Source organism: Xenorhabdus sp. SGI246 (assembly GCF_040838225.1).
Classification (GTDB): domain Bacteria; phylum Pseudomonadota; class Gammaproteobacteria; order Enterobacterales; family Enterobacteriaceae; genus Xenorhabdus; species Xenorhabdus indica.
Map to the genome: position 1 here is coordinate 26,729 of NZ_JBFPEZ010000028.1, position 7,862 is coordinate 34,590.

Below are 7,862 nucleotides of genomic sequence, written 5' to 3' on the forward strand. Positions count from 1 at the left end.
TACAGAATTTACGGCTTACATGCCGAATGAGGTAGGGAGATAACCCTACGATTGCCGCTATTGAGGGCAGTGGCAATATAACGAAAATGCCCCTAAATGTTATTGTTGGCATAATTTGTTTCGCCGACCGACACCAACCAATACTCTGAAGTGTGGATACCGTCTTATGGAGCAAAACCCGCAGTCACAGCTAAAGCTACTTGTCACACGAGGTAAGGAGCAAGGCTATCTGACCTATGCTGAGGTCAATGACCATCTGCCGGAAGATATCGTCGATTCTGATCAGATAGAAGATATCATCCAAATGATCAATGACATGGGCATCCAGGTAATGGAAGAGGCACCTGATGCCGATGATCTCATGTTGGCAGAAAACACAAACGACACCGATGAAGATGCTGTAGAAGCAGCAGCGCAAGTGTTATCCAGTGTCGAGTCAGAAATCGGTCGTACTACCGATCCGGTTCGCATGTACATGCGTGAAATGGGTACAGTTGAGCTACTGACACGCGAAGGTGAGATTGACATTGCAAAACGCATTGAAGATGGCATCAACCAAGTACAGTGCTCCGTTGCCGAATACCCTGAAGCTATTACCTACCTGTTAGAGCAGTATGATCTTGTTGAAGCAGGTGAAAGCCGCCTGTCTGATTTAATCACAGGATTCGTTGATCCTAATGCAGAAGAAGATCTTGCACCGACAGCTACTCACGTTGGTTCTGAACTTCCTCAGGAAGAACTTGATGATTCTGACGATGATGACGATGATGACGATGACGATACTGACAGTGAAGACGATAACAGCATCGATCCAGAATTGGCTCGCCAGAAATTTCTGGAGCTGCGTGAACAACATGAAACTACCCGTCAGACAATCAAAAAATACGGTCGCAGCCATCCAAATACTGCAGCGGAAATTTTAAAACTGTCCGAAGTATTCAAGCAATTCCGTCTTGTACCAAAACAGTTTGATTACTTGGTCAATAACATGCGTTCCATGATGGATCGCGTACGTTTTCAAGAACGTCAAATCATGAAGATGTGTATTGAACAGAGCAAAATGCCGAAGAAAAACTTCATCACTCTGTTTTCTGGCAATGAAACGAATGACACATGGTTTACTGCTGCAAAAGCGATGAACAAACCATGGTCTGATAAACTGCTGGAAGTTGAAGAAGAGGTCATGCGTAGCTTGCAAAAGCTGCGTCAGATTGAAGAAGAAACCGGCTTAACTATTGATCAAGTCAAAGATATCAACCGTCGCATGTCAATCGGTGAAGCAAAAGCTCGCCGTGCGAAGAAAGAAATGGTTGAAGCAAACTTACGTCTGGTTATTTCGATTGCCAAGAAATACACCAACCGTGGTCTGCAATTCCTTGACCTGATCCAGGAAGGTAATATCGGCCTGATGAAAGCGGTTGATAAGTTTGAATACCGCCGTGGTTATAAGTTCTCAACTTATGCTACATGGTGGATCCGTCAGGCTATTACCCGTTCTATTGCGGATCAGGCCCGTACCATTCGTATTCCTGTACATATGATTGAGACGATCAACAAACTCAATCGTATTTCCCGTCAGATGCTACAGGAAATGGGACGTGAACCATCACCGGAAGAGCTGGCAGAACGTATGCTGATGCCGGAAGATAAGATCCGCAAGGTACTGAAAATTGCCAAAGAACCCATTTCCATGGAAACACCAGTTGGGGATGATGAAGATTCACATCTCGGTGATTTCATTGAAGATACCACATTGGAGCTGCCGCTGGACTCTGCCACTTCAGAAAGCCTGCGTTCTGCTACCCACGATGTGCTGGCAGGCTTAACTGCACGTGAAGCGAAAGTTCTGCGTATGCGTTTTGGTATCGATATGAACACTGACCATACACTGGAAGAAGTTGGTAAACAATTTGACGTAACCCGTGAGCGTATTCGTCAGATCGAGGCTAAGGCTCTGCGCAAACTGCGTCATCCAAGCCGTTCGGAAGTACTGCGCAGCTTCCTTGACGACTAATCAAGGGAGCAAACCTGAAAAGTGTCTGTTCCGACAGACGCTTTTTTATTATTCATGCATAGCCTTTTCTTCACGAATAAATCCCTGACATTCAAATAATGGTTTAAAACCGATGCGACGATATAAGCCATTTCCATCACGCGAAGCCTCCAGATAACACATAGCCGCGTTATGCAGCTTAGCTTCTTTCAATACATAGTTAATCAAAGCAGAAGCATATCCCCTTTTCTTCTTTTCCTTCACTGTACTGATATCATCAAGACGGATGATATTGTCCAGCCTTGATAAAGTTAAGGCACAGATTGGCTGACTATCTATATACAGGACGTAATGTTGCAGACATTTTCCAGCATGCAATGCCATCTGATGACATTGCTGATACTGCCCGGAAATAAAATGACCTGTTTCAAATGCACTTTCTACCGGAATAGCCCAATCAACCAAACAATGGTCAACACGCTGGATTTCATATCTTTCAACACCCTCATCCACCATATTCCAATTCATCAAATCGAGCTGCATGACGGTGGTTATGCTATCAGGATCAAACACAAACCCTGCCTGCTGAATAACCGCTAAAACCTGACTACCTGGCACTGCGGTAACAATCAAAAACGGAACATTCGTTTTCTCATCAAGTAACCGAATCCCTGTTTTTAGTTCCTCTGCGGTTTGTTCATGTTCATCTACCAGCAGCAAAAAATTTAATGCATCAGTCTCAACACCTGTTACATAAGCTCGAACCCCGGTGCCGATATGCTGATACATTCGGCTGATAGACGAGAAGAAATAGTCTTCCAGTTTACGATGGGCCAAAACAGCCTCTGATAAGTTGTTTGTGCTCATATTTGAATTACAAAATATTTTTACAGGAAATATAAGAACGGTTTCAAATCAAAAAATACGAAACATAACCAACAATATTTTTATGTTCAAACAATAATCAAGATACAATAAATAACCAGAGAAATTTATCAAAAAAGCAGCCAGTATCACTAAAAAATATTTTATAGTAACTATAAATAGTTTAAATACGTTAAAAAGCACCGATTTTTGTCTATAAAACACGCATATGAATTTTGAGGGCTAGACCTGGTGCCACACAGTACCGTATAATCCTCCCACTTCAACGGCCCCTTAGCTCAGTGGTTAGAGCAGGCGACTCATAATCGCTTGGTCGCTGGTTCAAGTCCAGCAGGGGCCACCAGAATTATCAATTAGTTACATGACATTTACCTCAGTCATTACTAAGGATTGGGACGCAGATGGGACATGAGTGCCAAAGATCACATCGATATGCCTTGCGTGTTCAGTTAAATGATTTGGCGCTAAATGCGCGTATCGACGAACCATCTCAATTGATTCCCATCCTCCCATTTCCTGCAAAATTGATAACGGAACGCCTGCCTGCACTAGCCAACTGGCCCATGTATGTCTTAAGTCGTGGAACCTGAAATTTTCTATCCCTGCTCTCTTTAATGCAGAGTTCCACGCTTTATTATCATCGACTCGCATTTTTCGAATGGACGGCGTTTTCGTTCCATCACTCCGATTAGCTGATTTTTTATGCACAAAAACCCATTTTTGATGATTGCCTATTTGGTTACGTAAAACCTGGCATGCTGTGTCATTTAGGGCTACGCCTATAGCCCTGCCTGACTTACTATCTTCTGGGTAAATCCATGCAACTTTTCTCTGCATATCGATTTGCTGCCACTCCAGATCAATGATATTCGAACGTCTAAGCCCGGTAGATAAAGCAAATTTGACAACAGACTTTAACGGTTCTGGACATTCATCAATCAGTCTTTTTGCTTCATGGTGTTCTATCCATCGTATTCGTCCATTTTTAGGTTGATTAGTTTTAATGATTGGCGCTCTGTCTATCCATTTCCATTCACGTTCTGCCGCTCTAAGCAATGACTTAATGAACGATAAGTGCAATGCCTTTGTAGCTTTAGCTACTGGCTTAGGGGTATAAACAGGAATATCTTTACCCTTTCTTTTATTAGCTTCACACTTAGACCGCCAGTTCTCCAAATGTTTTCGATTTTCCATCTTTGCTACTGCAACATATATCTTCTCTGCCGTGATGTTTTTTATGATCACGCCAGAAAAGTGAATCAACCAAAAACCAATCACCCCCTTGTCTTTGTCTATTGATTTCTTTTCAGACTTTTCCTCTAGCCACCTGACACACGCTTCCTCAAATGTGATATCAGGGTAATCACCTAACTTGTCAACTCTCCATAAGTCAGCTCTTAATTTGTCGTGCAATTCCTGCGCTTGCCGCTTGTCCTCTGTGCCAAGAGACTGTTTAATTCTCTTGCCGCCCGGTATTGTGATGTCGGCGTACCAGGTCTTGTTTCTGCGGAATATTGACATTTATTACCTTCCTTAGCGTCAACCGCGCTCACGGTTACAGTGTGGATCGGATTGTTTAATGCGGCAATACAATTTTGCCGAGTTATGATGTAAGGGGACTTTTCTTTGTTTGGATCTTTTTTTGATGCCACCAATCGGCCTGTTCTAATCCAATTTCTCAATGTCGGTTGTGATATGCCAATAAAATCACATGCTTCGTCAAATGTTAGAGAATATCTATCCACCTTTCATTTCCTTCCGAATAGTCCGTACATAATAAGCCAGCACTGATTTAGCGCTGAATCTCATGTGGTTGAGTGGTTTAAACTTTGGGGTGTATTTATCTAGAATTGCGGTTACTAATTTATCGTCGTACTTGGATAGGTTATCAAGTTCCTTAAGGCAATCCCTCGCCACCTTCCTCTTTGCGTTCTCGAATTCGTTAGTCATCGGTGATGAGTACTTCGATATCCGATTCTGGAAATCCAATTTGCTGCAAGCCTGGTACTACTTTATCTATCACAAAATCTGACAGCATTTCACTTGGGACGGTGTAGAGTGGAATTGTAAATTCTTCCGCTGCGGTTCTGGTCATTTCGATTTTTATTTTTGGTGTGTTCATGCTATTTTCCTTATTTCGTTATTACCTATATTGAATAGATATTCTTTATCTACAGTGGTTATTTTTCTGCGTGGAGTAACAAATGGTCGCCAAATTAAAAGCACTGAACCTTTTGTATTAGAATTTCTTTTTCTCTTTCCCACCGGTACAAATTGAACTCTTCCACCCGTAATTAATCTGACCTCATCCACTGTTTCTAATGCCAATTTAAACCAGCCGACTGAGGTATCAGAGGGAACCAGCATAACAACTGGCTGTAATTGCTTTTGGCATTCGATAGCGGCTTTTTCTACCCACGGCTTAATATTGGAATAAGGTGGATTACAGAATATTGCTCCGTGACTTACCCAGTCACATTTCAGTGCATTATCCCGTTCCGTGAGATAACGTGTGCACAGGGTATTTTGAGCAGATGCAGCCGCATCAAGGGTAAATTTAAATTCGAGGTTGAGTGCTTTAAATAACGAGAGAGGAGTTTGCCAGAGGTTACGCAGTTCTTTAGGAGTATTACTGCCTCCGAAGTCTGTCTTCATTCTCCATATCCTCGTTGCTACTTATATTAAATGGCAACCCAACTACTTCCATAGGTTTAATATTTACAAAATTACATGGAACAATGACACCGCCAAACTCTTGAGCAATCATTAATGCTTGTTTGGCTTGTAGTGCAATAATATTTTCTGGTAACACTAATTGATAAGTTATTCCATCAATTAATACTAAAGTTGTCATTGCTTGGACTTGTTTCATATCTATATTCTCGTTATTTGTTTGGGTGGCGGTAGAGGGGAATTATCTTGCAACAACATAATCGCCGATAAAATGATAAGGACTTTTCCGCTTCTTCCTTACTGTCCTTATACGCCATAGGCTCATTGAGATTCTCATCAAATATCATATAGGCCACAGGCTCCATATTTTCATATTCAGCGAGTTTCTTTGCAGCCTCACAAAGTTTTATTAATTCATCACAGTTAACTGTAATTTCATTGCCGTTATATGTTTTTGCTATTCTCGCTGCTATTTTTAATCTGCTTGCTATATCGTCCGTAGTATTATTCTTAAATTCAACACTCATCCTAACCTCCTGCATATACTCTCAGCTTTATTACATATATCAGTATCGAACCAGCCGAAGTGACATTCATTGATACTGATGCCTAATTCATTTGCTAACCATCTGTACGCTTCCGTGCGCTCTAAATTACGACTCCTCACGACATCATCAAAGTATCGGTGAGCCGATGCTCTCGCTTGTCGAGTTTTCTTATCTGCCAGTGACCCCATCGGGATATCCGTTCCCGGATGAATGCTCACACGTGCACCACATGTCCAGCAGTGATATAGCCACGGCCAGCGGTTATCATGGATGCGTTTAAAAACATTCAGGTGATGTTCAATCATCACGTGCCTGCCGCAATATCGACAGTGTGTCGGAATGGGATAGGGGTCGTTAACTCTCAGGATTGCTTTTGGATTCGGGTTCCATGGGGTGTACATAAACAGCCTCCTTAGATTCAGGAACTATTGCTGCATATTGGCCCTCTGACCATGACAATGGGTTGCTACTGCGAATAACGGCATTCAGGGCGTCGAACGCCCGCTGTAATTCCTCCGGCAATTCACCACCTTCTGGCAAAACGTCACAAAAATAGTCCGTCCCATTTATTTCATCGGGATAATTAGGTTCACAGATAACAAGCTGCAATTCTGAGAGGGTTGTTTCATGCTCGTCACAATAGTCATGGAGATCATCTGAATCCCAAAAATATTGGTCAGTACCGAAAATAACAAGCGGTGTATCCCAATCCCACTGTTTACGTTCCATCGCATTAAACTTTGCTTTCCGCTGGTTCTCACGGCAGAGTCCGCAATAATCCCCTTTGCGAACAGCGGGATGTTCTGGATTGTTTTTGCATTTGCGATGAGTCGAGCCAGAATAACGGGCCATATGTTCATCATTAGCCCAAAAATGACCATCGCGGCATACCCAACCAGTAACGGTTTTAATTTGAGCCGCTTCTGGTGAGTCGTACATAACTATTTTTTCAGACATAATAATCCTCCCGCCGCACAGCAGCGTAGTGATAGGGTTGGGGTTAGAGGGTTCTATTTGGATTACCGAGCACAAATACTCGGTGCTGAAAATCGGTAGGTAGGTAAATGCTTCCCCTTGATATCCGTTCACGATTTTTAGGGTTCTTTCTGCTTTCCTGCCTGACTCCTTATGACATTCAACGCAGCATTTATTTCCAACGTACCTTAATGTATGGCCTAACTTGCACGGACTACCTTCAAAATATTTATTCGGTGACTGGCTCATTGGATTGTTTCTCCATAGCCATAGATTTAATTTTGCCGTATCCTTGTTTTAAAATTTCGCTATTCATTCCCTCAATAGCAGTCCAGCTTCTGGTGCCGAAAACATCTTCCATCACGTCTAATCGTTGTGCTTTTGCTTCTGAGCTATTGCCATCCAGTCCCAGTTTTACAAACAATCCTTTTATTTCTTCGCACAAAATTTCTCTCTGGCGTTTCTCATACTGGAATCCATCATCCGTAATTTCATTGGCAAACAGGATTGCACTATCGTGCTGTTCCATAGAATCGAAGTGCTTACCGCCAATGTTAAGAAAATCAAAGTGTGGTGCGAACGTCTGGAACGTGGGAAAATCAAACTCCTGCCCATTGAGTCTGTCAGTGCGATCCTTTTCGACTAATGCACGGTTGATAATTCGGCCGTTTTCCCTGTGCTTTATCATTTCGATAAGTAGTGATGGCTCATACCCCATTTCCTTCTCAGTAGCCATCTTTGTACCGTTGGTAATGAGTTCCATTTTTGGTTATGCTTCCAATGGTTAG

Annotated in this window: 11 protein-coding genes and 1 tRNA gene; 2 read left to right on the top strand and 10 right to left on the bottom strand. The window is 42.4% G+C overall.

Annotated features, from left to right (window positions below):
• Nucleotides 1-166: 166 nt before the first annotated feature.
• Nucleotides 167-2,014 carry an RNA polymerase sigma factor RpoD gene (gene rpoD, locus ABLA85_RS07465; protein WP_367962748.1) on the top strand — a complete coding sequence of 616 codons (1,848 nt, stop codon included), beginning with the start codon at nucleotides 167-169 and terminating at the stop codon, nucleotides 2,012-2,014.
• Between the two features lie 48 nt (nucleotides 2,015-2,062).
• Here the strand turns inward: rpoD and ABLA85_RS07470 are convergent, their stop codons facing one another.
• Nucleotides 2,063-2,860 (bottom strand): GNAT family N-acetyltransferase, encoded by a 798-nt coding sequence (locus tag ABLA85_RS07470; RefSeq protein WP_367962750.1) that lies wholly within the window; start codon nucleotides 2,858-2,860, stop codon nucleotides 2,063-2,065.
• A 285-nt stretch (nucleotides 2,861-3,145) separates the two neighbouring features.
• Here ABLA85_RS07470 and ABLA85_RS07475 point away from each other — a divergent pair.
• Nucleotides 3,146-3,221: transfer RNA gene (locus ABLA85_RS07475), tRNA-Ile, on the top strand.
• A gap of 14 nt (nucleotides 3,222-3,235) precedes the next feature.
• Here the strand turns inward: ABLA85_RS07475 and ABLA85_RS07480 are convergent.
• The 9 genes from ABLA85_RS07480 to ABLA85_RS07520 form a co-directional block, all read right to left on the bottom strand.
• Entirely contained in the window at nucleotides 3,236-4,393 is a 1,158-nt protein-coding gene (locus ABLA85_RS07480; protein ID WP_367962776.1) for a site-specific integrase, read from the bottom strand.
• Nucleotides 4,276-4,623, bottom strand: coding sequence for a helix-turn-helix domain-containing protein (locus tag ABLA85_RS07485; RefSeq protein ID WP_367962753.1), 348 nt, complete (start codon nucleotides 4,621-4,623; stop codon nucleotides 4,276-4,278). Before ABLA85_RS07485 ends, ABLA85_RS07480 begins: the two co-directional genes overlap by 118 nt.
• A 197-nt stretch (nucleotides 4,624-4,820) precedes the next feature.
• Nucleotides 4,821-5,000: a hypothetical protein gene (locus tag ABLA85_RS07490; protein ID WP_367962756.1), complete on the bottom strand. Its 180-nt coding sequence runs from the start codon at nucleotides 4,998-5,000 to the stop codon at nucleotides 4,821-4,823.
• Complete coding sequence (locus tag ABLA85_RS07495) at nucleotides 4,997-5,533, bottom strand: phage N-6-adenine-methyltransferase (protein WP_367962758.1); 537 nt, start codon at nucleotides 5,531-5,533, stop codon at nucleotides 4,997-4,999. The genes ABLA85_RS07490 and ABLA85_RS07495 overlap by 4 nt, the downstream gene beginning before the upstream one ends.
• Nucleotides 5,508-5,750, bottom strand: a complete 243-nt coding sequence (locus ABLA85_RS07500) for a hypothetical protein (protein ID WP_367962761.1) — start codon at nucleotides 5,748-5,750, stop codon at nucleotides 5,508-5,510. Before ABLA85_RS07500 ends, ABLA85_RS07495 begins: the two co-directional genes overlap by 26 nt.
• A gap of 13 nt (nucleotides 5,751-5,763) precedes the next feature.
• Nucleotides 5,764-6,078, bottom strand: coding sequence for a hypothetical protein (locus tag ABLA85_RS07505; protein WP_367962764.1), 315 nt, complete (start codon nucleotides 6,076-6,078; stop codon nucleotides 5,764-5,766).
• The gene (locus ABLA85_RS07510) at nucleotides 6,075-6,500 is read right to left on the bottom strand and encodes a zinc-finger-containing protein (RefSeq protein ID WP_367962767.1); all 426 of its coding nucleotides are present in this window, start codon (nucleotides 6,498-6,500) and stop codon (nucleotides 6,075-6,077) included. Before ABLA85_RS07510 ends, ABLA85_RS07505 begins: the two co-directional genes overlap by 4 nt.
• Nucleotides 6,454-7,056, bottom strand: a complete 603-nt coding sequence (locus tag ABLA85_RS07515; RefSeq protein ID WP_367962769.1) for a hypothetical protein — start codon at nucleotides 7,054-7,056, stop codon at nucleotides 6,454-6,456. Before ABLA85_RS07515 ends, ABLA85_RS07510 begins: the two co-directional genes overlap by 47 nt.
• Nucleotides 7,057-7,303: 247 nt before the next feature.
• Nucleotides 7,304-7,810, bottom strand: a complete 507-nt coding sequence (locus ABLA85_RS07520) for a hypothetical protein (protein ID WP_367962771.1) — start codon at nucleotides 7,808-7,810, stop codon at nucleotides 7,304-7,306.
• Nucleotides 7,811-7,862: the final 52 nt, after the last annotated feature.